21 protein-coding genes are annotated in these 24,128 nt (G+C 70.2%); 9 read left to right on the forward strand and 12 right to left on the reverse strand.

Going from position 1 to position 24,128, the window contains the following annotated elements:
* Positions 1–8: 8 nt before the first annotated feature.
* Positions 9–1,640 (reverse strand): ABC transporter substrate-binding protein, encoded by a 1,632-nt coding sequence (locus tag ACFWU9_RS04895; RefSeq protein WP_384314945.1) that lies wholly within the window; start codon positions 1,638–1,640, stop codon positions 9–11.
* Between the two features lie 242 nt (positions 1,641–1,882).
* Here ACFWU9_RS04895 and ACFWU9_RS04900 point away from each other — a divergent pair, with 242 nt between their 5' ends.
* Entirely contained in the window at positions 1,883–2,623 is a 741-nt protein-coding gene (locus ACFWU9_RS04900) for a FadR/GntR family transcriptional regulator (protein WP_384314946.1), read from the forward strand.
* Positions 2,624–2,733: 110 nt separating this feature from the next.
* Here ACFWU9_RS04900 and ACFWU9_RS04905 read toward each other — a convergent pair whose 3' ends face one another.
* Positions 2,734–3,516 carry an IclR family transcriptional regulator gene (locus ACFWU9_RS04905; RefSeq protein WP_384314947.1) on the reverse strand — a complete coding sequence of 261 codons (783 nt, stop codon included), beginning with the start codon at positions 3,514–3,516 and terminating at the stop codon, positions 2,734–2,736.
* A gap of 192 nt (positions 3,517–3,708) precedes the next feature.
* On the opposite strand from ACFWU9_RS04905, the gene ACFWU9_RS04910 reads away from it, so the two are divergent.
* The 6 genes from ACFWU9_RS04910 (at position 3,709) to mmsB (ending at position 10,913) form a co-directional block, all read left to right on the forward strand.
* Entirely contained in the window at positions 3,709–4,872 is a 1,164-nt protein-coding gene (locus ACFWU9_RS04910; RefSeq protein WP_384314948.1) for a mandelate racemase/muconate lactonizing enzyme family protein, read from the forward strand.
* Positions 4,869–5,879 carry a zinc-binding dehydrogenase gene (locus tag ACFWU9_RS04915; protein ID WP_384314949.1) on the forward strand — a complete coding sequence of 337 codons (1,011 nt, stop codon included), beginning with the start codon at positions 4,869–4,871 and terminating at the stop codon, positions 5,877–5,879. Before ACFWU9_RS04910 ends, ACFWU9_RS04915 begins: the two co-directional genes overlap by 4 nt.
* A gap of 138 nt (positions 5,880–6,017) precedes the next feature.
* Positions 6,018–6,998, forward strand: a complete 981-nt coding sequence (locus ACFWU9_RS04920; RefSeq protein WP_384314950.1) for a hypothetical protein — start codon at positions 6,018–6,020, stop codon at positions 6,996–6,998.
* 5 nt (positions 6,999–7,003) lie between these two features.
* Positions 7,004–8,110 carry a multiple monosaccharide ABC transporter substrate-binding protein gene (gene chvE / locus ACFWU9_RS04925; RefSeq protein WP_384315151.1) on the forward strand — a complete coding sequence of 369 codons (1,107 nt, stop codon included), beginning with the start codon at positions 7,004–7,006 and terminating at the stop codon, positions 8,108–8,110.
* Positions 8,107–9,648: a multiple monosaccharide ABC transporter ATP-binding protein gene (mmsA, locus tag ACFWU9_RS04930; protein WP_384314951.1), complete on the forward strand. Its 1,542-nt coding sequence runs from the start codon at positions 8,107–8,109 to the stop codon at positions 9,646–9,648. Before chvE ends, mmsA begins: the two co-directional genes overlap by 4 nt.
* A 5-nt stretch (positions 9,649–9,653) precedes the next feature.
* The gene (gene mmsB / locus ACFWU9_RS04935) at positions 9,654–10,913 is read left to right on the forward strand and encodes a multiple monosaccharide ABC transporter permease (protein ID WP_384314952.1); all 1,260 of its coding nucleotides are present in this window, start codon (positions 9,654–9,656) and stop codon (positions 10,911–10,913) included.
* Positions 10,914–10,952: 39 nt separating this feature from the next.
* On the opposite strand, the gene ACFWU9_RS04940 is transcribed toward mmsB, so the two are convergent.
* From ACFWU9_RS04940 to ACFWU9_RS04955, 4 genes are all read right to left on the reverse strand, one after another.
* Positions 10,953–11,243 (reverse strand): DUF6510 family protein, encoded by a 291-nt coding sequence (locus ACFWU9_RS04940; protein WP_384314953.1) that lies wholly within the window; start codon positions 11,241–11,243, stop codon positions 10,953–10,955.
* Position 11,244: 1 nt separating this feature from the next.
* Positions 11,245–11,976 (reverse strand): ferredoxin reductase, encoded by a 732-nt coding sequence (locus ACFWU9_RS04945; RefSeq protein ID WP_384314954.1) that lies wholly within the window; start codon positions 11,974–11,976, stop codon positions 11,245–11,247.
* Positions 11,976–12,575 (reverse strand): sulfite oxidase-like oxidoreductase, encoded by a 600-nt coding sequence (locus tag ACFWU9_RS04950; RefSeq protein WP_384314955.1) that lies wholly within the window; start codon positions 12,573–12,575, stop codon positions 11,976–11,978. The genes ACFWU9_RS04945 and ACFWU9_RS04950 overlap by 1 nt, the downstream gene beginning before the upstream one ends.
* 182 nt (positions 12,576–12,757) lie before the next feature.
* Positions 12,758–13,378, reverse strand: a complete 621-nt coding sequence (locus tag ACFWU9_RS04955) for an L-threonylcarbamoyladenylate synthase (RefSeq protein ID WP_384314956.1) — start codon at positions 13,376–13,378, stop codon at positions 12,758–12,760.
* Between the two features lie 248 nt (positions 13,379–13,626).
* On the opposite strand from ACFWU9_RS04955, the gene ACFWU9_RS04960 reads away from it, so the two are divergent.
* Complete coding sequence (locus tag ACFWU9_RS04960) at positions 13,627–14,376, forward strand: chitinase (protein WP_384314957.1); 750 nt, start codon at positions 13,627–13,629, stop codon at positions 14,374–14,376.
* 156 nt (positions 14,377–14,532) lie between these two features.
* On the forward strand, positions 14,533–15,468 hold the full coding sequence (locus tag ACFWU9_RS04965) for a serine hydrolase (protein WP_384314958.1): 936 nt from the start codon (positions 14,533–14,535) through the stop codon (positions 15,466–15,468).
* 33 nt (positions 15,469–15,501) lie between these two features.
* On the opposite strand, the gene ACFWU9_RS04970 is transcribed toward ACFWU9_RS04965, so the two are convergent.
* The 6 genes from ACFWU9_RS04970 to ACFWU9_RS04995 all read right to left on the reverse strand — a co-directional run bounded on the left by ACFWU9_RS04970 (position 15,502) and on the right by ACFWU9_RS04995 (position 24,014).
* Positions 15,502–16,065: a dihydrofolate reductase family protein gene (locus tag ACFWU9_RS04970; RefSeq protein WP_384314959.1), complete on the reverse strand. Its 564-nt coding sequence runs from the start codon at positions 16,063–16,065 to the stop codon at positions 15,502–15,504.
* Positions 16,066–16,179: 114 nt separating this feature from the next.
* On the reverse strand, positions 16,180–16,536 hold the full coding sequence (locus ACFWU9_RS04975) for a PRC-barrel domain-containing protein (RefSeq protein ID WP_384314960.1): 357 nt from the start codon (positions 16,534–16,536) through the stop codon (positions 16,180–16,182).
* 161 nt (positions 16,537–16,697) lie between these two features.
* Positions 16,698–17,885 (reverse strand): ROK family transcriptional regulator, encoded by a 1,188-nt coding sequence (locus ACFWU9_RS04980; protein ID WP_384314961.1) that lies wholly within the window; start codon positions 17,883–17,885, stop codon positions 16,698–16,700.
* Between the two features lie 411 nt (positions 17,886–18,296).
* Positions 18,297–21,596, reverse strand: a complete 3,300-nt coding sequence (locus ACFWU9_RS04985; RefSeq protein WP_384314962.1) for a PQQ-dependent sugar dehydrogenase — start codon at positions 21,594–21,596, stop codon at positions 18,297–18,299.
* A gap of 117 nt (positions 21,597–21,713) precedes the next feature.
* Positions 21,714–22,682: a sugar phosphate isomerase/epimerase family protein gene (locus ACFWU9_RS04990; RefSeq protein WP_384314963.1), complete on the reverse strand. Its 969-nt coding sequence runs from the start codon at positions 22,680–22,682 to the stop codon at positions 21,714–21,716.
* Between the two features lie 378 nt (positions 22,683–23,060).
* Positions 23,061–24,014, reverse strand: a complete 954-nt coding sequence (locus ACFWU9_RS04995; protein WP_384314964.1) for a hypothetical protein — start codon at positions 24,012–24,014, stop codon at positions 23,061–23,063.
* Positions 24,015–24,128 lie beyond the last annotated feature (114 nt).

Here is a 24,128-nt window from a genome sequence, read left to right on the forward strand (position 1 = left end):
GCAGGGGTTCAGCCGGCGGGCTTCGACTGGAGCACGTTGATGCCGGGATAGGCCTGGGCCCTTGTGCCGGCCAGCTTCCGGGGATCCCAGGCGGTGACCAGCTCGTTGTGCACGACGGGGTAGATCACCGCGTTCTCCGCGACGATGTCGATGTACTCCCGCGTCATCTCCTTCTTCCTGGCCGGCTCCGGCTCCCGGGTCGCCCGGTCCATGAGCGCGAAGAGCCTCCTGGCCTCGGAGCTGTCCGCCCACCGCGCGTACCTCATCCAGAGGTTCTCGGGGCCGTAGTTGTAACGCACGATCAGGTCGGCGTCGAGGCCGAACTGGTTGGGGTTGGAGGCCGCCGCGACCACCTGGAAATCCTTCCTCTGGTCGAGCTTGGTGAAGACCGCGGTGGTCTCCTGGGGCTCCAGGGCGGTCCTGACGCCGATCGCGTCCCAGGACGCCTTGATGGTGGGCAGACAGTCCACGAGCCAGCTGACGTTGACCGCCATCAGATCGATCTCGAGGTCCTTCACGCCCGCCTCGGCGAGGAGCCTCCTGGCCTTCGCCGGGTCGTATCCGTAGACGGTCCTCGCCCTGCGGTGCGTCGGGTTCTCCTCGTTGAGGAAGGAGGAGGCGGCCCTGCCGTGGCCCCTGAGCGCTGCCTCGATCATCTTCTCCGTGTCGATGGCGTAGTGCAGGGCCTGGCGCACCCGGACGTCGTCGAACGGCTTGTGCGCGGTGTTGAAGAGCAGGAACAGATGGTTCATGCCCGCGCCGCTCCCGACCTCCAGGCCGTCCTTCTCCAGCTGGGCGATGTTGGCGTACGGGATGTTGTCCGCGATCTGGGCGTCCGCGCCGGCGCCCGAGATCTTCGCGACGCGGGGCGCGGCGTCCACGATGGTCAGCCAGGTCATCTTCCTGAAGGCGGCCCTGCGCGGGCCGTTGTACTCGTCGAAGGCGGCGAAGTTGGTGTTCGACTTCGGGTTGTGCGCCGTCATCCTGTACGGGCCCGAACCGACGGCCGTGCCGGCGGTGGCCTTCTCCCAGCCGCCGGGCCGGCCGAAGACGTGCTTGGGCATGATCTTCGCGAGGGTGAGCCGGGGCGCGCCGTCCGGGAAGGGGAATCTCAGGACGAGTTCGACGCTTTTCGCGTCGACCTTTCTGACCTCCTTCAGCCAGGTCACGAAGAAGCCCTTGGCGAGGGTGGTGGTCCCGGGGTCCAGGATGCGGTCGAAGGTGAACACCACGTCGTCGGCGGTGACGGGCTTGCCGTCGTGCCAGGTGGCGCCCGGCCGGAGGGTGAACTTCCAGGTGGTGGCGGTCAGATCCGCCGGGATCCCGGTGGCGAGCGCCGCGTAGGGCTCCCGGTCGATCGGGTCCGTGTCGAGCAGACCCTCGTAGAGGTGGTGGTTGGCGGCCATGCTGAACGCCGACGCGGTCTGGGTCGGGTCCCAACTGCCGTCGTTCCCGTACCCGATGACGGCGGTGAGTGTCCCGGCCCCGCCCTTGCCGTCGGCCCCGGTGTCATTGGTGGACTCCGGACCGCCGGAGCAGGCGGACAGGGTCGTGGTGATCGCGGCGGCTGCGCCGAGGGCGCCGGTGTACTTGAGTAACGAGCGGCGGCGCAGGGCCGATGCCGGGTTCACGTCGCTCACAGTGCTGCCTCCATGGGGGGTGGTCTCCCGGAGTCCCGGGAGAAGGAAGGGAGTTGGAGATCCGACGTCCTACCTCTCAAGGTAGCGAGACCCTAGGAGTGCCCGCCCGGCCGGTCAAGAGATCGCGCAGGATCTCACCCGTGGGTGTGGCCAGAGGCTTTGGCTCTCGGGTCGACCACGGAGATCGGGATGTTGTCTCCGACATGGGACGTGGGATGTTCAGCACCCTTACGATGTGCAGCATGTCTGACGAACGAAGAAACGCCACGGTCTCCACCGGCCGGGAACGGCGTGTGGGCAGCCAGGTCCAGCGCGAGGTCATGCAGTTGATCCTGGACCGGCGGCTGCCGGCCGGAGCCCCGATGCCGACCGAGGTCGAGCTGATGGAGAGCCTCAAGGTCAGCAGGAACTCCGTACGCGAGGCCCTCAAGGCTCTTCAGGCGCTGGACATCGTGGAGATCAGGCACGGCTACGGCACCTATGTCGGCCAGGCCTCGCTCAGCCCGTTCGTCGACGGGCTCACCTTCCGTACGCTCGCCCGGGAAGGCGACGACGCCCACGCGCTCGGCGAGATCCTCCAGGTCAGAGAGGTCCTTGAGGAAGGGCTCGTCCGACGGGTCGCCGAAGCCCTCGGCGACGCGGAACTCGACGAACTGGAGGACGTCATCCAGCGGATGGAGGCCGCCGCGCGAGCCGGCGAGGCCTTCCCCGAACTCGACCGCGAGTTCCACGAGAAGCTCTACCGCTCACTCGGCAACGCCCTGGTCCCCCAGCTCCTCGCGGCGTTCTGGAACGTCTTCCACCGGGTCGCGGGCGTACGCGGCTGGACCGAGGACCCCTCCCTCACCGTCACCGCGCGCCGCCACCGGGACATCCTCACCGCGCTGCGGGCCCGCGACGTCGAGCAGGCGCAGCGCGCGATGGCCGACCACTTCCGCGGGATCGAGGCCCGTGCCTGGCAGGAGACCCTGGGAGTGAAGTGAGGGGGAGTCGAGTGAACGGCGAGAACGGCCGGCCGCCCCGGATCAGGCCCGACCGGCGCGGCGGTTCGGTGAGCGAGCACTGAGGCGTGTTCCGTCCTCGCCCGCGTACGTCAGTGCTCCGCCCGGACGGTGGAGCGGTGTCCGAGCCGTACGGACAGCGCCTCCGCGCCCCTCGTGGCCAGACGTGCCAGCTCCTCCTCACGGGTCTGCGTCCAGCGGATCATCGGGACGGAGATCGAGAGCGCGGCCACGACCTGGCCCCGTCTGTCGCGCACCGGGGCGGCCACACAGCTCACGTCCGAGTTGGACTCCCGGTGTTCGACCGCGATCCCGCGCCGTCTGATGCCGGCGAGCGCCGTCCGCAGAACAGCGGGGTCCGTGATGCTGTTGCCGGTCATGGCCGTGAGCTCGGCGCCGGTGAGCCGGGCGTCGAGCTCCGGCTCCGGGAGCGAGGCCAGCAGCATCTTGCCGACCGAGGTGCAGTGCGCGGGCAGCCGGCGGCCCGCCGCGGACACCATCCGGACCGTGTGGGTGGAGTCCACCTTCGCGATGTAGATGACGTCGAGGTCTTCGAGGATCGCCACATGCACGGTCTCGTCGCAGGTCTGCGCGATGTCCGTCGCGACCAGTCGGCCCTCCGCGGCGAGGTCGAGCTGCTCCGCGTACCGGCTGCCGAGCTGGTAGGCCCGTACACCGAGCCGGTAGCGGCCGGGCTGCTCGGGGATCGCCTCCAGATACGAGCGGGCCGCGAGAGTGGTGAGCAGCTCGTGCACGGTGGTGCGTGGCAGCCCCAGCCTGCGGATGACATCGGGCGCCGAGAGTTTCCCCTCGCCCTCCAGGAACAGTTCGAGAATGTCGAACGCCCGCGTCACTGCGGGGACCAGCCGTCCCATCTCTCTCCTCCCACCCTGCTGTTCGGTACTCCGGTCAACGGTCGGAGTACCGAACAGAGGCTAGCTGTCGCACGCCCCATTGACACCCCCCGCCCAGCTGTTTACGGTCTCGCCAGCATTTCGAACGCGTGACGAAATATCGAACAACCGCAGCCGATCCGGGCGGCCCGAACAACCTCTAGGGGTACCGCAGTGCGCATCACGGGAATCAGCACCCACGTCGTCGGCACGCCCTGGCGCAATCTCACCTATGTGCTGGTCCACACCGACGAGGGGCTGACCGGCGTCGGCGAGACGCGGATGCTCGGCAGGACCGACGCGCTCGTGGGGTATCTGCGCGAGGCCGAGGCCAACCACATCGCCGGTTCCGACCCGTTCGCGGTCGAGGACCTGGTCCGCCGGATGAAGTACGGCGACTACGGGCGGGCAGGCGAGATCGTGATGTCCGGCATCGCCGTGGTGGAGATGGCCTGCTGGGACATCAAGGGCAAGGCGCTCGGCGTCCCGGTGTGGCAGCTGCTCGGCGGAAAGGTCACCGACCGCGTCAAGGCGTACGCGAACGGCTGGTACACCACGGAGCGCACCCCGGAGGCGTACCACCGGGCCGCCGAGGCCGTCGTCGCCCGCGGCTACCGCGCCCTGAAGATCGACCCGTTCGGCACCGGCCACTTCGAGCTGGACCGGGCCGGGACCCGCTACGCGGTGTCGCTGATCGAGGCCGTACGGGACGCGATCGGCCCCGACACCGAGCTGATGCTGGAGATGCACGGACGGTTCAGCCCCTCCACGGCCGTACGGCTCGCGCGGGAGATGGCCCCGTACGAACCGGCGTGGCTGGAGGAGCCCGTACCGCCGGAGAACCTCCAGGCGCTGAGCAAGGTCGCCGACAAGGTGGACATCCCCGTCGCGACCGGCGAACGCGTCCACGACCGTATCGAGTTCCGTGAGCTGTTCGCCTCGCAGGCCGCCGACATCATCCAGCCCGATGTCGGTCACATCGGCGGCATCCTGGAGACGCGGAAGCTCGCCGCCACCGCCGAGACGCACTACGTGCTGGTGGCCCCGCACAACGTCGGCGGCTCCGTGCTCACCGCCGCCAGTCTCCAACTGGCCGCCTGCACACCGAACTTCAAGATCCTGGAGCACTTCAACGACTTCGCCGACGCGGAGATCAAGAAGATCGTCACGGGCGCGCCGGAGGTCGACCCGGAGACGGGCTGCTTCGCGATCTCGCACGCGCCGGGGCTCGGCGTCGAGTTCGACGCCGACGCCGCGGCCGAGTTCCCGCAGCAGCAGGCCCGGTTCGACCTCTGGGCCGAGGGCTGGGAGAAGCGCGACCCCAAGGCGCCCCGATGAGCCGGGCCGTCGTCGTCGACGAGCCCGGCGTTTCCCGGATCGTCGACGGCGAACGCCCCGAACCCGGCCCCGGCGAGGTGCTGGTGAAGGTCGCCGCCGCCGGGATCTGTCTCAGTGACCGCGAGGTGTACCACGGCCGCCGCGACCCGGGCTACGTCCGCTACCCCGTCACCCCCGGCCATGAGTGGTCCGGCACCGTCGAGGCCGTGGGCGGGGGAGTCGATCCCGCGCTCGTCGGCAGACGCACCGTCGCCGAGGGCTTCCGCGCCTGCTCCGTCTGCGAGCGGTGCCGCGCCGGCGACACGTCGCTGTGCACCGGGGGCTACGACGAGACGGGGTTCACCCGGCCGGGCGCCTTCGCCGACCATGTCACCGTCCCCGCCCGCCTGTTGCACCCCCTGGCCGACGACGCCGACCTACGGGCCGCCGCCCTCCTGGAGCCCGCCGCCGTGGTCGCCGGAGCCGTACGGGCCGGCCGACCGGAGCCCGGCGAACGGATCGCCGTCGTGGGCGCCGGAACACTCGGACTGCTCGCCGTCCAGTTCCTCGCCGCGTACGCGCCCGGCGAGCTGACGGTGATCGAACCGCGCACGCGACGTGCCGACCTCGCGCCCACCTTCGGCGCGCACGAGATCCTCACGCCGGCGGACGCCGAGAAACGCCGGGGCCACTACGACCTCGTGGTCGAGACGGCGGGCGCGCCCACCACCGCGGCCTCCTCCTGCCTGCTGGCACGGCGCGGCGGCAGGGTCGTGCTCACCGGCATGTTCACCGCCGGCGCGACCGGCATCGACCCCGTCCATCTCTCACTGAGCCAGCTGACCGTACGCAGCGTCTTCGGCGCGCCCTCGTCCGCCTGGTCCTTCGCCGTACGCGCCTTCACGGCGGGCCTGCTCGACCCCGGCCCGCTCATCACGCACGAGTTCCCGCTGGAGCGGTACGCCGAGGCGATCGCGCTCGTCGGCGGCGACGACCCCGGCACGGGGAAGGTGCTGCTGCGCCCCTGACCACGAGGGCGGGGCACACCACGACCACCCCCCGCCGCAAGACCCGAACGCGGTTCGAAATCTCGGACAAGCAACTCACCGGCCCTCTGAACACCAGCACCGCCGAGCACGACAGGCAGCGACCTAAGGACACGTCCGTTGACCGACGCACCAGCCCCCGGCACCCGCCGCCGCCCCGGTGAGCAGGCCCTCGCCGCCCTCGGCCTGCCCGCCCCCGACGACCACCCCGCCGACATGTCGCCGCACACCTTCCCCGACGGCGGCACCTGGCGCACCGAGATCCCCTCCGTCGAAGGCCCCGAAGCCCTCGCCGAGGTCCTCAAGGAATCCACCCGCCTCGACGTGCCGATCCACCGGATCAGCCAGGGCAGCGGCGTCTGGATGCTCACCGACGACGAGATCACCGAGATGGTGGGCGCCTGCGCCGCGCGCGACATCGAACTGTGCCTCTTCACCGGACCACGCGGCACCTGGGACACCGGCGCCGCCACCCGCACCGACTCCGGCGGCGCCGGTCTGCGCGCCCGTGGCCGCGACGCCGTCGCCGGCTGTGTCGAAGACGCCCTGCGCGCCGCCGAGTTGGGCGTCACCTGCCTGCTCGTCGCCGACGAGGGAGTGCTCTGGTCCCTCCACCGGCTACGGGAGCTGGGCGTACTGCCCGCCGACACCACCCTCAAGGTGTCCGCGCTCATCGGGCCGGTCAACCCCGCCTCGTACACGGTCTACGAACGTCTGGGCGCCGACTCCCTCAACATCCCCTCCGATCTGACGCTCGCCCACGTCACCGAGATCCGCGGCGCCAGCCGCGCCCCGATGGACCTCTACATCGAGGCACCGGACGACCTCGGGGGCTACGTCCGGATGTACGAGACCGCCGAACTGATCCGGCGCGGCGCGCCCCTGTACCTGAAGTTCGGCCTCTCCAAGGCGCCCGGCATCTACCCGTACGGCGGCCATCTGCGCGACCTCACCCTGGCCACCGCCCGCGAACGCGTACGGCGCGGCCGGCTCGTCCTCGATCTGCTCGCCCGCCACGGCGCCGACGGCGGCATGTCACCGCTCGGCTCACGCCGGCCCGGACCGCTCAACCGTTTCCCGCTTCCTCAAGGACAGGACTGATGACCATGCGCACCAGCCGCGCCGCACTCACCGTCGTCGTCACCTCGCTCGCCCTCGCGCTGACCGCCTGCGGCCAGAACAGCGAGGGCGGGAGCAAGGAGGAGAAGAAAGGCGGCAAGGGCTCCACCGTCGGCATCGCGATGCCCACCAAATCGTCGGAACGGTGGATCGCCGACGGACGCAACATGGTCGCCGAGTTCAAGAAGCTCGGCTACAAGACCGACCTCCAGTACGGCGAGGACGACGTCGACCAGCAGGTCTCCCAGATCGAGAACATGATCACGAAGGGGGTCGACGTCCTCGTCGTCGCCTCCATCGACGGCCGGGCGCTCGGCGACGTCCTCGGCCAGGCCGCCGACCAGGGCATCAAGGTCATCTCCTACGACCGGCTCATCCTCGGCAGCCCGAACGTCGACTACTACGCGTCCTTCGACAACGAGAAGGTCGGCGTCCTCCAGGCGACGTACCTCGTCGACAAGCTCGGTCTCAAGGACGGCGCGGGCGACGAGGGCCCGTTCAACATCGAGCTGTTCGCCGGCTCGCCGGACGACAACAACACCCGCTACTTCTTCCAGGGCGCCTGGAAGACGCTCAAGCCGTACATCGACAAGAAGCAGCTCGTCGTGAAGAGCGGCCAGACACAGCTCGACCAGATCACCACGCTGCGCTGGGACGGCGGCACCGCGCAGCGCCGGATGGACGACCTGCTCACCAAGTCGTACGGCTCCGACGACGTCGACGCCGTGCTCTCGCCCTACGACGGCATCTCCATCGGCATCCTGTCCGCGCTGAAGTCGGACGGTTACGGCACGTCCGCCAAGCCGTACCCGCTCGTCACCGGACAGGACGCCGAGGTCGCCTCGGTCAAGTCGATCATCGCCGGACAGCAGACGCAGACCGTCTACAAGGACACCAGGGCGCTGGCCAAGCAGGCCGTGCAGATGGCCGACGCCGTACTGAACGACAAGAAGCCCGAGGTCAACGACGAGAAGACGTACGACAACGAGACCAAGGTCGTCCCGGCCTATCTGCTGGACCCGGTCAGCGTCGACAAGGCCAACTACCGCTCCGTCCTCGTCGACTCCGGATACATCAAGGCGAGCGACCTGTGACCGCGCCCGTCCTGGAGATGCGCTCCATCGTCAAGACCTTCCCCGGGGTCAGGGCGCTCTCCGACGTGACGCTGACCGTGGCCCCGGGGGAGGTGCACGCCATCTGCGGGGAGAACGGGGCCGGCAAGTCCACGCTGATGAAAGTCCTCAGCGGGGTCCATCCGCACGGCAGTTACGACGGCGAGATCCTCTTCCAGGGCTCGTCCTGCGCCTTCAAGGACATCGGTGGCAGCGAGGCGCGCGGCATCGTGATCATCCATCAGGAGCTGGCCCTCGTCCCCTACTTGTCGATCGCCGAGAACATCTTCCTCGGCAACGAGCACGCGAGGCGCGGGATCATCAGCTGGAACGAGACGCTGAGACACGCCGCCGCACTGCTCAGGCGGGTCGGGCTCGACGAGCATCCGGGGACCAGGGTCGCCGACATCGGCGTGGGCAAACAGCAGTTGGTGGAGATCGCCAAAGCCCTCGCCAAAGAGGTGAAACTGCTCATCCTCGACGAACCGACCGCCGCGCTCAACGACTCGGACAGCGCCCAGCTCCTGCTCCTGATAAGGGAATTGCAGGCCCAGGGCATCACCTCCATCATCATCTCGCACAAGCTCAACGAGATCGCCGAGGTCGCCGACTCCGTCACCATCCTCCGCGACGGCCGCACCATCGAGACCCTGGACGTCCGCGCCGAGTCGACCACCGAGGACCGCATCATCCGCGGCATGGTCGGCCGCGACCTCGACCACCGCTTCCCCGAACGCACACCGTACGACGGCGACCCCGAGGCCAGGCCCGCCCTGGAGATCCGCGACTGGACCGTCCACCACCCCATCGACCAGCAGCGCAAAGTGGTCGACAACGTCTCCATCCATGTCCGGCGGGGCGAGATCGTCGGCATCGCCGGTCTGATGGGCGCGGGCCGCACCGAGCTCGCGATGAGCGTCTTCGGACGCTCCTACGGCCGCAACATCAGCGGCACCGTCTTCAAGGACGGCCGGGAGATCCGTACGAGAACCGTGCCCGAGGCCGTGGGACACGGCATCGCGTACGTCACCGAGGACCGCAAGCAGTACGGGCTCAACCTCATCGACACCATCGGCCGCAACATCACCCTCAGCGCCCTGCCGAAGGTCGCGCGGCGCGGCATCGTCGACGAGCACGAGGAGACCCGTGTCGCCGAGTCCTACCGCAGAAGCATGAACATCAAGGCCCCGACGGTCTTCGAGCAGGCCGGCCGGCTCTCCGGCGGCAACCAGCAGAAGGTCGTCCTCAGCAAGTGGATCTTCGCGGGGCCCGATGTGCTCCTGCTGGACGAGCCGACCCGGGGGATCGATGTCGGCGCCAAGTACGAGATCTACACCGTCATCGACCGGCTCGCCGCCGAGGGCAAGGCCGTCGTCTTCATCTCCTCCGAACTCCCGGAGCTCCTCGGGATGTGCGACCGCGTCTACACCATGGCGGCCGGCCGGCTCACCGGTGAGATCCCCCGCGCGGAGGCGACGCAGGAAGTCCTGATGCGCCACATGACCAGGAACACGAGGTAGACGACATGGGTCCGGCCACCACCGACCTCTCCAAGTCCCCGGGCGACAGGCCCAAGGGCGACCCACCGCGGCCCGCCCGCCCGCAAACCACCGGCACCCGCGATCTGCTGCTGGACGCCGCGCGGCGCAACATGCGGCAGTACGGCATGCTCGTCGCGCTCGCGCTGATCGTCGTGCTGTTCCAGATATGGACCGACGGCGTCCTCCTCAAGCCCAACAACGTCACCAACCTCGTCCTCCAGAACAGCTACATCCTGGTGCTGGGCATCGGCATGATGATCGTCATCATCGCCGGCCACATCGACCTCTCCGTCGGCTCCCTCGCCGCGTTCGTCTCGGCCGCCTGCGCGGTCATGATGGTCGAGCACGACATCCCCTGGGTGCTCGCGCTCGTACTCGGCCTCGCCATCGGGGCGGTGGCCGGCGCCTGGCAGGGCTTCTGGATCGCGTACGTGGGCATCCCCTCGTTCATCGTGACCCTCGCCGGGATGCTGCTCTTCCGCGGCGGCACACAGATCTTCCTCGGCTCACGCTCGCTCGGCCCGTTCCCCGACGGCTTCCAGAAGATCTCCACCGGCTACCTCCCGGAGATCGGACCGTCCACCAACTACCACAATCTGACACTGCTGTTGGGGCTCGCGCTGCTCGCGTTCGCCCTGCTCCAGGAGGTCCGGGACCGGCGCCGTCAGAAGGAGTACGAGCTGGAGGTCCTGCCCCGCAACCTCTTCCTCACCAAGTGCGTGGCGCTCGCCGCGGCGGTCCTCGCCTTCACCATGACGCTCGCCAGCTACCGCGGTGTCCCCGTCGTCCTGCTGCTGCTCGCCGCGCTGCTCATCGGCTTCGGCTACGTCATGCGCAACGCCGTCGTCGGCCGCCACGTCTACGCGCTCGGCGGCAACCGGGCGGCGGCGAAGCTCTCCGGAGTGAAGGACCGGCGCGTCACCTTCCTCGTCTTCGTCAACATGGGCGTGCTGGCGGCGCTCGCCGGAATCGTCTACGCGGCGCGCCTCAACGCGGGCGTTCCGCAGGCCGGCGTCAACTTCGAACTGGAGGCGATCGCGGCCGCGTTCATCGGCGGCGCGTCGATGAGCGGCGGCGTCGGCACGGTGTTCGGCGCGATCATCGGCGGACTCGTCCTCGGTGTCCTCAACAACGGCATGTCCCTGGTCGGCATCGGCACCGACTACCAGCAGGTCATCAAGGGACTGGTGCTGCTGGCCGCCGTCGGGTTCGACGTCTGGAACAAACGCAGGGTCGGCTCCTGACGGGCCCTTCGGCCCCGAGGAGAAGACGTCGGGGGGACCTCAGGAGGACGGGCCGAGGGGAATCCGGAGCGAGGAGGCGCCCTGAAGGTCGAGCCACGCGGTGTCCTTCCCCCGGACCAGCCGGAGCACCACCTGTTCGCACCGCGGGCACCGGGCCACCAGACCCGGTGCCCGGTCGTAGACCCGCAGTTGGGCCATCGGGCCCCGGCGGCCGCAGGAGGCGCAGCGGCCCACGGCGTCGGTCAGATCGACCGCGAAGAGCTCGGAGAGCGGGCCGCCCAGCGCGTTGCCGTCGTGGTAGGCGTCGTCGTGGGCCGGATAGGCGTCCATGTCATCCTCCACTGGGGCCGAAGCGTTCGGTCTTGACGCGGTCGGGGGCGTGGCCGAGGCCGGTCAGCAGCGTCGCGGCGTTCTCGACGAAGCCCGTCGGGCCGCAGACGTAACACAGGGGTCGCCGATCGGCCGGCCAGCCCCCGCGGACCAGGTCGTCGGCCGTCAACCGGCCCACCGGCCTGGGGTGTTCGGGCGGCGCCGTACGCGTGTACAGATACTCCGTGTCGAGGCCGGGCTCCCCGCGGAGCAGCTCGGACACATAGAGCTGATCGTCCGGCCGGCGTACGGAGTAGAGCAGCCGGAACGGCGCGCCCCCGCCCGCCGCGACACGCGTGCGCACCATCGACATCAGCGGCACCAGCCCCGAACCACCGCCCACCAGCAGCACCGGTTCGTCCTGCTCCGGCCGCCAGACGAAGTAGCCGCCGATCGGACCGCGCAGCTCCACCTTCTCGCCGGGCTCCAGCACGTCCATGAGATACGGCGACACCTCACCGTCCCCGACCCGCTGGATCGTCAGCTCCACCCGGTCGGCGTCCGGCGCGGACGCCACCGAGTAGCTGCGCTCCGTGCTGTAGCCGTCCTCGGCGGTCAGCCGTACGTCGACGTGCTGGCCCGCCAGATGCACCGGCCAGCCGGGCACGTCGAACACCAGGGTCTGGGCCGTGGAGGACTCCGCCCGCCGGCCGACCAGCTCGGCCACCAGCCAGCGCAGTGGCGCGGCCGCCATCAGTCCCCCTGATAGCGCTGCTCGCGCCACGGGTCCCCGTACGAGTGGTAGCCGAGGCCCTCCCAGAACCCCGGCTCGTCGTCGAGCATCAGCTGGATCCCGCGCACCCACTTCGCGGACTTCCAGAAATACAGATGCGGGACGAGCAGCCGCGCGGGGCCACCGTGCTCGGCGGGCAGTTCCTCACCGTCGTAGCGGTGGGCGATCCACGCCTTGCCGTCGAGCAGGTCCTCCAGCGGGAGGTTGGTCGTGTAGCCGCCGTAGGAGTGGACGAGGGCGTACTCGGCCGCCGTCTCGACCCCCTCCATCAGGCTGTCGAGCGAGACGCCCTCCCAGTGCGTCTCGAACTTCGACCACTTCGTCACGCAGTGCAGGTCGAGCGTCGGGGTCTCGGCGGGCATCGCCATCAGCCGCGCCCAGTCCCAGGTGTGCCGGTCGCCGTTCTCGGTGGTGAGGGTGAACTCCCACTCGTCGTGACTCACGCGTGGTGTGGGCCCCGCGGACAGCACCGGGAAGTCATGGACCTCGTACTGGCCGGGTGGCAGTTTCCGGCCCGGATCCGGCCTGCGGCCGTGGAACCCGCGCGAAATGATCGGCATGGCGGGACTTCCTTCCTCCGCCCGGACGGTCGATCGGCGCGGTCGGGAGCAGGGTCCGGACAGGCTCAGACCAGCGTAAAGGCGCGGGCACGGGTCGGCGACGCGAGAGCCGACCCGCACCGCCCCGCCCGTGCCCGGCCCCTGCGCCGCCTCGCCACCCGGCCCGTGCCCGCCGTCCGCTCCTACTCGAAGCGCGCGGGGTCGCCCGCCCCTCTGCGTACGATCTCCGGCTCGCCCTCGGAGAAGTCGATGACGGTGGTCGGCTCGGTCCCGCAGTCGCCCGAGTCGACCACGACGTCGAGCACATGGTCGAGCCGTTCCTTGATCTCCCAGCCCTGGGTCATCGGCTCACCGTCGTCGGGCAGCAGCAGTGTGCTGGAGAGCAGCGGCTCACCGAGCTCCGCCAGCAGGGCCTGCGCGACGACATGGTCCGGGATACGGACTCCGACCGTCTTCTTCTTCGGGTGCAGCAGTTGACGCGGCACCTCCTTGGTCGCCGGCAGGATGAAGGTGTAACTGCCGGGCGTCGCCGCCTTGATCGCGCGGAACACGTCGTTGTCGATCTGCACCAACTGGCCGAGCTGCGCGAAGTTCTGGCAGACCAGGGTGAAGTGGTGACGGTCGTCGAGATCCCGGATGGACCGGATCCGGCTGATGCCGTCCCGGCTGCCCAACTGGCAGCCCAACGCGTAGCAGGAGTCGGTCGGGTACGCGATGAGCGCGCCGGACCTGATGCTCTCGGCCACGCTGGTGATGGTGCGGCGCTGGGGGTTCTCGGGGTGTACGTCGAAATACTTGGCCATTGGCCGAGCTTAGGGCCTCCCCGGCGGCCCGCCCGGCTCGCTCGGCGGGAAGCGGACGTCTCCGTTCTCCCAAGAATTGGTATGGACCTTTCCAGGGAGGGGTCGCTGCCCGTAGCCTCTGCGCTGCGGCGTCCCTCCAACTGCGCACTTCCATAAGGCAGTTGTGGATGGGCGCCGGTCCCGGAACGCCTGCCCCCACACCGTTCAGGAGTGAAGCGACAGTGTTGAGAAGAGGCACCACGGCTGTCATGGCCGCCCTGCTGCTGGTCTGCGGTCTGCTCACCGCCGCGCTGCCGGCCGCCGCCCAGCCCTCCCGGAGCGAGAGCGGCCGGGGCGCGACGGGCGCGGCCGGCGAAGCGCGAGGCGGGCACCACAAGCCGCGATTCGTCGTCGGCGAGGCCCAGTTCGAGCGGATGTTCCCGGACCGGGACCCGTTCTTCACGTACGACGGCCTCGTCGAGGCCACCAAGGCGTACCCCGGCTTCGCGAACACCGGCAGCGCCAAGACCCGCAAGCAGGAAGCGGCGGCCTTCCTCGCCAACATCAGCCACGAGACCGGCGGGCTGTTCTACGTGGTGTCGCAGAACCCCGACATGTACCCGATCTTCTGCGACGACACCCAGCCCTACGGCTGCCCGGCCGGGCGGGACGCCTACTACGGGCGCGGCGCGATCATGCTGAGCTGGAACTTCAACTACAAGGCCGCCGGCGACGCGCTCGGCCTCGACCTGCTCAACAATCCATGGCTGGTCGAGACCGATCCGGCCGTGGCCTGGATGACGGCCCTCTGGTACTGGAACACCCAGTCCGGACCGGGCACGATGACCGGCCACGACGCGATGGTGAACAAGAAGGGCTTCGGACAGACGATCTGGAGCCTCAACGGGTCCGCCGAGTGCAACGGCGGCAATCCGGCGCAGATGGAACACCGCGTCGAGCTGTACAAGCAGTTCACGCGCGTGCTGCGCACCCCTCCGGGCCGCGACCTGACCTGCTGAACGAGTGACCGGCGGCCGACCCGGGGGCACCCGGCTCGGCCGCCGGCCGGACGACGGCGCCCCTGTGACGCAACACACGGTGGCTGAAAAACGCTCTCAGCGAACATTCAGACATCTCTCATCCGCTGGTGAAGCGCGTTCCCTACCGTGCGAAGAGTGTCCAGAATTCGCAGGCTGCCGCCTCTGGCCGTAGCCGCACTCGCCCTCGCCGTGACGGTGCCGGGCCCGGTGCTCGCCATGGCCGACACGCCCGGCGAGCCGGCCAGGGCCGTCACGGCGCCCGCCGCCGGACCGCAAGCCCCCGGGGAGTCCGCCCCGAGGGCGGCCCATGCGGTCGACGCCGCGATGCGCGCGGCGCTGGACGCCGTGCCCGCGAGCAAGGGCCGCTACACCGTCGCCGTCCAGGACCTGAACGGCGGGAACGCCGCCCAGTACGGCGGCGGCGGGGCCTACGACACGGCCAGCATCGTCAAGGTCGACATCCTCGCGGCCCTCCTGCTCGGCGCCCAGGACCGTGGCGAGCCCCTCGGCGCCCACCAGCAGAGGCTCGCCTCGGCGATGATCCGAAGCAGCGACAACGACGCGACGGACGCCCTCTGGAAGGCCATCGGCGGGCCGGAGGGCCTGGACGCCGCCAACAAGCGCCTCGGCCTGAAGGCCACCCACACCGACCCGGACGGCCACTGGGGCCTGACCCGCACGACGGCGGCCGACCAGATGGTGCTCCTGGAGGCCGTTCTCGGTGACGGCCACTCCCCCCTGACCACGCAGTCGCGCTCCTATCTGCGGACACTGATGAGCACGGTCGAGAAGGACCAGCGGTGGGGGATATCCGCCGCCGGAAACGGCGCGGGGAAGGCCGCCGCCGCACCGGTGCTGAAGAACGGCTGGCTCCCGCGCAGCGCGACCGGACTCTGGGACGTCAACAGCATTGGCAGCGTCCGCTACGACGGCCACACCCTGCTCGTCGCGGTCCTGTCGGACGGACAGGCCACCTACCGCACGGGCGTGTCCCTGGTGGAGCGGGCGGCGGCCACGGCCGTGAAGGCCTTCGTCCACGCCGAGAACAGCGGCGTTCCGTCGAAGGGGTAGCGCGCGGCGCGGGAGCCCCGGGAGGGACCGCGCTCAGCGCCTCGTCTCGTACCTGTTCAGGACCACCCCGCCGGGAAACGTCCGCGTCTCCACCAGATTCAGGTTGACCCAGCTGTCCAGCGGGCTGAAGAACGGTGTGCCGCCACCCACCAGGACCGGATGGGTGATGATCGCGTACTCGTCGATCAGCCCGGCCCGCATGGCCGCCCCGCCGAGCGCCGCGCCGCCGACCCGCATCGGCCCGCCGTCCTCGGCCTTGAGCCGGGTGATCTCCGCGATCGCGTCGCCGGTGACCAGGCGGGTGTTCCAGTCGACCTTGTCGATCGTCGACGAGAACACCACCTTCGGTGTGTCCCGCCAGTTCCGAGCGAAGTCGATCTGCGCCGGGGTGGCGTCCGGCTGCTGGTCGCCGGTCGGCCAGTGGGAACTCATGATCTCCCACAGCTTGCGCCCGTACATCAACAGCTCGATCGCCCGCTCCTCGTCGAGCCACCACTGGAACAGTTCGTCACTCGGCGCGCTCCAGCCGAGGTCGTCGCCGGGCGCGGCGATGTAGCCGTCCAGACTCAGGTTCATGCCGTAGTGCAGTTTCCGCATCGCTCCATGCCTTCCGTCAGTCGGTCTCCAGCGTAGAGACCGGCGCGGCAGCGGAAACTCATCGGAGTGATTCCGGCACGACGACCACCATCGCCGGGCCCTTCCGGGAGGTGGTCAGCGGCGGGCGAGCTGGCGCTCGCCGCTGGGGCCCGGCTCGTAGGGAAGGTCGTAGTGGGAGAACACGGCCTTCTCGTCCTCGGCCGGCAGCACATCGTCCGTCCCCATGGACGGCGCGTCCTTCACGACGGCCTTCGCGTAGTTGACCCTCACATAGTCCGGCCCCACGACGGCTCCCGAGAGCGGGACGAAGACCAGGCGGTGCCGGGTCGGCATGCCGACCAGCACGGTCGCCACGGACGGCTCGTCGGTACGGGTGTCGACGTAGACCGCCTCCAGCGACCCGATCTTGCGCCCGTCGGTGTCGACGACGTCCTTGGTACGCCATTCACGGATGTCCACGGCATCGATCATGTCGGCTCTCCTCCTCCGGCGGCCCTCGCGATCGGCCTCACCGACGCGTGTACCCGGACCGGCTCCGGTCATGGTGACCGACGGTGTGCCGGGCGGCCACCCGGAGGCGCCAGAGGGACGACACGGGCGGGGCGGGGGCGACCGGACGGGTTACGGGCCGGTCAGGCGGCTCCCGCGCCCGCCTCGCCGCCGTACGCGAGTTCGCTCGCCAGCAGCGCCGCGCCCACGACGCCCGCGCGCGGGCCGAGCTCGGACATCACGATCGGCAGATTGCCCGTGGCGAGGGGCAGCGAGCGTTTGTAGACGACGCTGCGGATCTCGGCGAGCAGCGGATAGCCGAGCCCGGTCAGACCGCCGCCGATCACGATCATCGACGGATTCATGAAGCTGACCAGGGTGGCGAGCACCTGCCCGACCCGGTGGCCGCCGGCCCGGACGAGATTGACGCTCGTGTTGTCTCCGCCGTCCGCGCACTCCGCGACATCCAGGGCGGTCAGCACCCCCCGCTCCGCGAGTCGTTCGGCGAGGGCGGGGGACTGGCCCGAGGTCGCGGCAGCCGTGGCGTCCCTGGCCAGCGCCACCCCGCCGAAGTACGCCTCCAGACAGCCGGTGTTCCCGCAGGAACAGACGGGCCCGTCCGACTCCGCGTCCACCTGGACATGCCCGATGTCCCCCGCGCAGCCCTCCGCGCCCCGGTAGATACGGCCGTGGTGCTGCATGCCGGAGCCGATACCGCTGCCGATCTTCACGAAGAGCAGATGGTCGACCGTCTTCGCGACCCCGCTGTGCTGCTCGCCGAGGGACATCACGTTGACGTCGTTGTCGACGACGACGGGACAGCCGTGTTCACGGGCGAGGGTGTCGCGTACGGGGTAGCGGTTCCAGCCCACCATGATCGGCGGTGAGACCGGGACGCCCTCCCGGAAGCTGACCGGTCCCGGCAGCCCGATACCGATCGCGTCGAGCCGTGTGTAGTGACCCTGGTCGGCCATCGCGCGCAGCAGCTCGGTGACACGCCCGAGCACCGCGACCGGCCCGGACCGGATGTCGGCCGGCTCCGAGCAGGAGGCGACCGGTGCGAGCGCGCCGTCGGTGATCTCGATGTCGACGGAACTGGCCCCCAGATCGATCGCGGCGAACCGCAGACCGGGGTCGAGCTGGACGAGCGTGGAGCGCCGTCCGCCGCGCGAGGCGGCGGGGCCCGCCTCGCGGACACGCCCGGCGGCGACCATACGGTCGAGCTCGCCGAGCAGCCGCGGGCGGGGGACCTCCAGCCGGTCCGCGAGCTGGGCGCGGGAGAGCGGGCCGTTGTCCCGCAGCAGACTCAACACGCGGTACTGGATGCTCACGGGCTCACTTCCTCTGGACGCCTGGGTGCGGCTGTCGGCAGTCGTCACGGGGCCTTGCGGGCGGTGCGGGGCGCCGGCACCGTACCGCCCGGCGCGGCTCGTGCTCACGGAGGGCGGGACCGTCCGTCGTCGGCGTCCACGTGCGGGGCCCGCCGGTCCCGGCCGCGAGGCCGGGCCCCAGCAGGTGCGCTCGCGCGCCGGAGTCCGCGCCCCCGGCCCCTGGCCGCCCTGCCCTGCGGGCGGACGGCGCTCCGTGTCCCCCACGCTCCTGGGCAACTTTTTCACACATGACCGAAAGTTGCCGCCCTGTTGACGGAACCCGCTCCGCCAGGACCGCAGGGCCCCGACGGACTCCGGGCACGGAACTGCCCCGCCCGGTGGGAGCGGGGCAGTCCGGCACACCTCCCGGCGTCAGCCGGCGGCGCCTCCCTTCAGCGCCCGCGCGTCCCGTGCCAGGGCCGTACCCGCCGCGCTGTCCGGCACCAGGGCGGCATCGGCCGTGTAGCCGGCGAACGACTCCAGCACGGCCGCGGCCTGGCTGGTCCGGCCCGCTTCGGCGTGCGCCTCGGCCTGCCCGAGCCGTACGGTCAGCCGCTGCTGTCCCTGCGCCGTGACCAGGCCGTCGGTCCGCAGGTGGGCGATCAGCGCGCGGATGTCCGCGTAGGAGGTACGGGTGGTGAAGGGCACCGTCCTCGTGGTGGTGTTGCCCGCCTTGTCGCGGGCCCTGACCGTGAGGTCGTGGCTCCCCAGCGGCAGCCGCCACAGTTCCAGTGCCTGCCCGGAGCCGACGGCCTTGCCGTCGACCGTCGCCGTCGTGCCGGCGACCCCCGAGACCGTGTCCGCAGCCGAGAAGACCGGCGTCGGTCGCGCGGAGTCACCGTAGACGCCGTCGGCGTCGATACCGGTGGCCGTGACGGTCGGACCGGTGCGGTCGATCCGTACGGTGAGCGAGCCCACCTCCGAGACGTTGCCGCCGTTGTCGGTCGCCCGGTAGCGGACGGTGGTGGCACCCTCCCTGGAGAGCGTGACGGCCGCGTTGGCCGACTGCCACGTCGTCCCGCCGTCGACCGAGTACTGCCGGCTCGCGACCGTCCCGTTGTCGGTCGCCGAGACCGCCAGCGACACGTTGCCGGTGTACCAGCCGTCGTCACCGTTCGGCCGGGGCGGGTTGAGCGTGGCGGTGACCTTGGGCGCGGTCTTGTCCGCGACTCCCGCGCCCTGGAAGGTCAGCGAGTCCAGCTCGACACCGCCGGAGGAGGTGACGAAGAGCTCGCCCGACCCCGAAGGAGCGTTCCCCAGGGCGGTGGTGACGCTCTGCCAGCCCTCGCCGGCCGGCACGGACACCGTCGCGAACGGCTCCGCGTCCGCCGATCCCCAGCGCAGCGCCAGCGAACCGGCGCCGCTCGCACGGGTCTTGACCCCGTCGATCCCGGCGAACGACACCGGGTCGTACGCGATCCAGTCGCCCGCGTCGAACGAGGTCAGCTTGCGCTGTCCGGACGCCGTGGTGTCGTCCGTGATCGTGACGCCTTCGGCCGAGTCGTAGTGCTCGCCCTGCGTCAGCGCCGGGTTGAGCACCACCTGGGCGTCACCGGTCGCCGCCGGCACGCCTCCGTGACCCTTGTCGGTGTAGGTGATCCCGAGGACACCGAAGACGTTCTCGGTGTCTCCGTGCCCCGCGTCGGCCGGGGTCGCGACCCCGCCCGTGCAGCCGGTACCGCTGTTGACCGGGTGCCCGTGCTGGTTGTGCCCCAGACCGAAGGTCCACGCGGCCTTGGCACAGTCCGGCGTGCTGCCGTCCTCCGGGTCCTCGACGGCTACGCCGTACGGCACGGCGTCGCCCCAGTTGAAGAACCCGCCGTCGGGCGGCGAGGTGATCCGTACCGTCGGCGCCGTGTTGCCCACCGTGATCTGACGGCTCGTCAGGCCGAACTTGCCCTGCGGGTCGGAGACCTTGAGCCGGGCCTGGAACTGCCCGTTCTCGGGATAGGTGCGGTTGACCGTGGGCCCGGTGGCGTCGAAGGTGCCGTCGCCGTCGAGGTCCCACTGGTAGGTGAGGTCGCCGTTCTCCGGGTCACTGGAGCCGGTGGCGCTGAACGAGACCTCCAACGGGGCCTGGCCGGACGTCCTGTCGGCCTTGATCACCGCGGTGGGAGCCTTGTTGCCCTCGGCGTAGTCGATCCGGTAGAGACCCGCGTCGGGGTTCTGCCGGAAGAAGCCGTCGCCGTAGTCGAGCACGTAGAGCGCGCCGTCGGGGCCGAACTCCAGGTCCATCGGGTTGTCCCACTGCGGGATGCCGTTCTGCGAACGCTCGCTGTTGGGCAGCACGTTCTCCAGCTTGCTCACCGGCCCGTCGGGACCGTCGAGCGTGAGCGCGGCCACGTAGTCCTGGGAGAACTCCGCGAAGAACGCCTTGCCGTCCCAGTACTCGGGGAACTTGCCCGGCGAGGGGTTGTCCGCGTCGTAGTGGTAGACCGGACCGCCCATCGGGGCCTGTCCGCCCGGACCGCCGGGACCGCGGAAGGCCGTCAGCTCGGGCCACGGCTGGTCGCTGTCCTTGTCGCCGTACCAGAGCGTGGCCGGCGCGGAGGCGGGCAGCTCGGTCAGACCGGTGTTCCAGCGCGAGTCGTTGACCGGCGCCGCGCAGTCGAAGGCGGGGCCCGGCGTGAGGGTGGCGAAGTCGAAGTCCCGGTAGGGCTTGGTGTTGTCACCCGTGCAGAACGGCCAGCCGCTGTTCAGGGGCTTGGTCGTGGACTGCCACTCGACGTAGCCCATCGGACCGCGGTTCGGGTCGGCCGTACCGGCGTCGGGGCCGTAGTCGCCCCACATCACGGCGTCGGTCCTGGGGTCCACCGCCAGCCGGAAGGGGTTGCGCAGTCCCATCACGAAGATCTCGGGACGGGTCTTCGCCGTGCCCGGCGCGAAGAGATTCCCCTCCGGGATGGTGTAACCGCCGTCCTCCTGGACGTCGATCCGCAGGATCTTGCCCCGCAGGTCGTTGGTGTTGCCCGCGCCACGGCGCTCGTCGAGCCCCGGGTTGTAGCCCGCCGCGTCGTTGATCGGGGTGTACCCGTTGACGTTCGGGCCCGACGCCGGCGTGTTGCCGCCGGTCGCGAGGTACAGGTTCCCCTTGCTGTCGAAGTCCACGTCGCCCGCGACATGGCAGCACTGGCCCCGGTTGACGTCGACCCGGATGATCTCCTGCGCGGTGGAGAGGTCGAGCTTGTCGCCGGTCCACTTGAAGCGGGTCAGGGTGTCGTAACCCTCCCACTGCTTCCAGTACGCGTCGGTCTGCCCGGCCGGCAACTGCTGCGGCGCGGAGCCGGCCGGGGTGTTCAGCGGCGGCGAGTAGTAGAGGTACACCCACCTGTTGGTGGCGAAGTCCGGGTCGAGCGTGACCGTCTGCAACCCCATCTCGGAGTTCTGGTACACGTCGATGTGGTTGACGACCTTCGTGACACCCGTGCCGGGGTCGGTGAGCCGGACGTCTCCGTTGCGGGCGGTGTGCAGGACCCGGCTGTCGGGCAGCACGGCGAGGTCGATCGGCTCGCCGGTGTCCTTCGTCAGGGTGACCTTCTCGTAGTTCGACCAGTCCAGGGCGTGTTCGTGGCCGGGGTGCGCCTGGGCGGCGGGCGCGACGGCCACACCGCCCAGCGCGGGCAGTGCCACGAGCAGGACCCCTGTGATCAGGCGTCTCAGGGTGCGGTGCACGGCGATGCGTCTCCTCGATCGCTGGCGGAAGGAGCGGGAGGGAACAGGGCCGGGCGCCGCCGCGCCCGGCGGCGCCCGGCCCTGTTCTTCAGAGGGAGCTGCTTCAGAGGGAGCTGCTCAGCCGAGGAGGCCCTTGAGCGCCGTGAAGCTGCGCTCCGCCGCACCGAGCGAACCCGGCGGATTCGGCTGCGTGTTGGGCGCGGTGTCCTGCTCCCAGATGCCCACGTGCGAGGCGCGCGGCCCGATGTCGCGGATGAACTTCTCGTACGGCAGGTCTCCGGCACCGAACTCGACGATGTCGAAGCCGTTGGCGTTCGCCGCGTTGGCGTCGCCGTCCTTCATGTGGAACAGCGGGTAGCGGTAGGGCTGGTTGCGCACATAGGCGGCCGGGTCGAATCCGGGCCAGCGGTACTGGCCCACGTACGCCCAGTAGATGTCCAGCTCCAGATAGACGTGACGCGGGTCGGTGTTCTTGAGGAACACGTCGTACAGCCGGACCGACGGCTGGTCCGTCGCGAACGCGAACTCGCCCGCGTGGTTGTGCTGGTAGAGCTTGAGACCGCGCGCGGTGGCGGCGGCGCCCCAGACGTTGAACTCGTCGGCGGCGGCGCGGTAGCCGGCGACGGTGTTGAGGTTCGACGGCGCGTTGGCCGTGCCCACGTGGGGCATGCCGAGGATCTCGGCGGCGTCGAGCTCGCCCTGGAGGTTGGAGCGGAGGTTGCCGATGCCGACATGGCTGCCGACCGCGCGCAGTCCGTTGTCGTCGAGCAGTGTGCGGATCTCCGGGAGGGTGATCTGCCGGCCCAGGATGGAGGTGTTCTGGGTGTATCCGGCGAACTCGATCTCCTGGTAGCCGATCCGCGCGAGCTCCGCGAGGACGACGGCGAAGCCGAGCGAACTGACCTTGTCGCGGATGCTGTAGAGCTGGATGCCGATCCGGTCCTTGGGGATGGACAGACCGGCCCGGGCCGGGGCGGCGGAGGCCGCGGTGGCGCCTGTGACGGAGGCGGCGGCGAGGGCGACGGTGGTTCCGGCGGTGGCGCGCAGGAAGTCCCTGCGGTCGAAGGACTTGCGGATATGGCTCACGGTCACTCCTGGGAATGAGGAGAGGAAGGTAGGACCGGGGGCGCGCGCGACCGGAGCTGCTGCTCTGCGGTGCGCGCGCCGCTACGGCCGAGGGGCGGCGTGGCGAGTGCGTCGGCGGAGTTCCGGCCGGTTCACCGGCGGGAGGGGAAGGACGCCGAGCGGAGGGGAGGAGGAACGGCGACGGGGCGGTCGCCGTTTCCTGCCGGTCGCGTCGCTACGAGTGCCGTGGGTGGTGCGGATCGTGGTGCGGGTGGTGCGGTGGGTCGGGCTGCTGGTGGTACGTGAGGGTGTGGCGTTGCTCGACGCTGTTCCAACCGAGGCCGGGCAGTGGCCGGTTGGAGGTGTGCCGCCGCGCGCGGCAGCACCGGGCGCACCGGATCAGAGGCTGGACCTGCCCGCTTCGTGGGCGTCGGCCCGCGCGGCGGCGGCACGCTCGGCGGCCTTCTCGGCGAGGTCGGCGCCCCGGTCCTGCGGCGCGGCCCTCTTGGCCGAACGGGCGGACGACGCGCCGGCGTCGGCGGTCTCGCCGGTGACCTTGCCGCGGATACGCGCCGAGTCACCCACGACCAGGACGGGGTTGTTGCCGGTCGCGGTGAGTGAGCCGCGCACGATCGCGTTGTCGAGCACGGCTTCGGCGGTGTTGTCGGTGAACGCGAGGTTGCCGCCGAAGTAGGAGGCACCCGCGCAGTTCCCGAGCAGGCCCTCGCCGCCGATCTGGAGGACGTCGGCGTTGGTCGCGTACGTGGCGGCGCCGTACACCTCGCTCTCGCAGAACACACCGCCGAGGATGTTGCCGTTGACGGTGAGCGCGCCCTTGACGGTGGAGTCGTACACGTCGGTGTACTGGTTGTTCTCACCGGTCACCGAGCCGCCGAGGGTGCTGCCGGAGACGTACAGCTCGCCGGTCCTGCTGCTGATGTTCCCGCTGACCGTCGAGTCGACCGTGTAGAGGAATCCCTCGGTGGCGTCGACCGACTTGACGGTGGTCTCCTCCAGGTGCGTGCCGAACGCGGACTCGGTGGTCAGCGCGCCCTTGACCGTGGTGTCGGTGAGGTCGAGGTAGGCGTTCTCCTCGACGGTGACCGCGCTGTTGAAGGTCGCTCCCGCCGCCACGAGGTCGGCGCCGGCCTCGACCGTCACCGTGCCCTTGACCCTCGTGCCGGTGAGGGTGCAGGACTTCCCGGCCGGTACGACCAGGTCGTTGCTGACGGTCACGGCCCCGCCGTCACCGACGCAGGTGGTGTAGAGAGCGGCCTGGGCGGAGCCGGAGAAGGCCACCAGGCTCCCGGATGCCACCAGTGAGGCCGTGGCGATGAAAGTACGGATCTTCATGTCGCTTCCCTTCCGCTGCGGTCACGGCAGGGTCGGTGACCCGGCCGGTTTCCCCGTCGTCCGACGGGGGTGCTGCACGGTGCGTGAGCGACGACCGCCGTGACGGCGGTCGCG

Source organism: Streptomyces sp. NPDC058653 (assembly GCF_042716895.1).
Taxonomy (GTDB): domain Bacteria; phylum Actinomycetota; class Actinomycetes; order Streptomycetales; family Streptomycetaceae; genus Streptomyces.